Source organism: Parapedobacter sp. SGR-10, from assembly GCF_011030405.1.
Lineage (GTDB): Bacteria > Bacteroidota > Bacteroidia > Sphingobacteriales > Sphingobacteriaceae > Sphingobacterium.
On the sequence record NZ_JAAJTJ010000079.1, the window covers coordinates 1 to 379 of the forward strand.

The 379-nt window shown below is 31.4% G+C and carries 1 protein-coding gene; it reads right to left on the bottom strand.

The features are described from left to right. Nucleotides 1-140: 140 nt before the first annotated feature. The coding region (locus tag G5B00_RS17940) for a hypothetical protein (RefSeq protein WP_163878847.1) at nucleotides 141-379 on the bottom strand (239 nt) is incomplete at its 5' end.

A 379-nucleotide genomic window follows, 5' to 3' on the forward strand; every position in this document is an offset into this window, starting at 1 on the left:
ATACTTAGTAATAAAATCATGTATCTGTATATTTGTTTGTTTAAAAATATTAAAAAATATTAATTTTTCTTTTCATAAAGGTTGTGTTCTTAAAATTTACTTTTTATCTTTGGATAAGACAATTTTGTTTGCGCTAATAGTTATAGGTATATACCTTTTTCATCGGTTATTGTAAACACATAGCCATCCGTGACCACGACATTCGAAATGGGTGCACCGTTTTGATCCGTTATTTTTCCGTACGTATCGTTTATACCATCAATGTTGGTAATGTCGTCTACAACCGGTTTGTAATCCTTTGTAGGCTCGAAAGATAACGGAGCCGTACTACACGCTGTTAGAAAGTAGAGTAAAAAGGCTAAAAAATGAATTCTTTTCA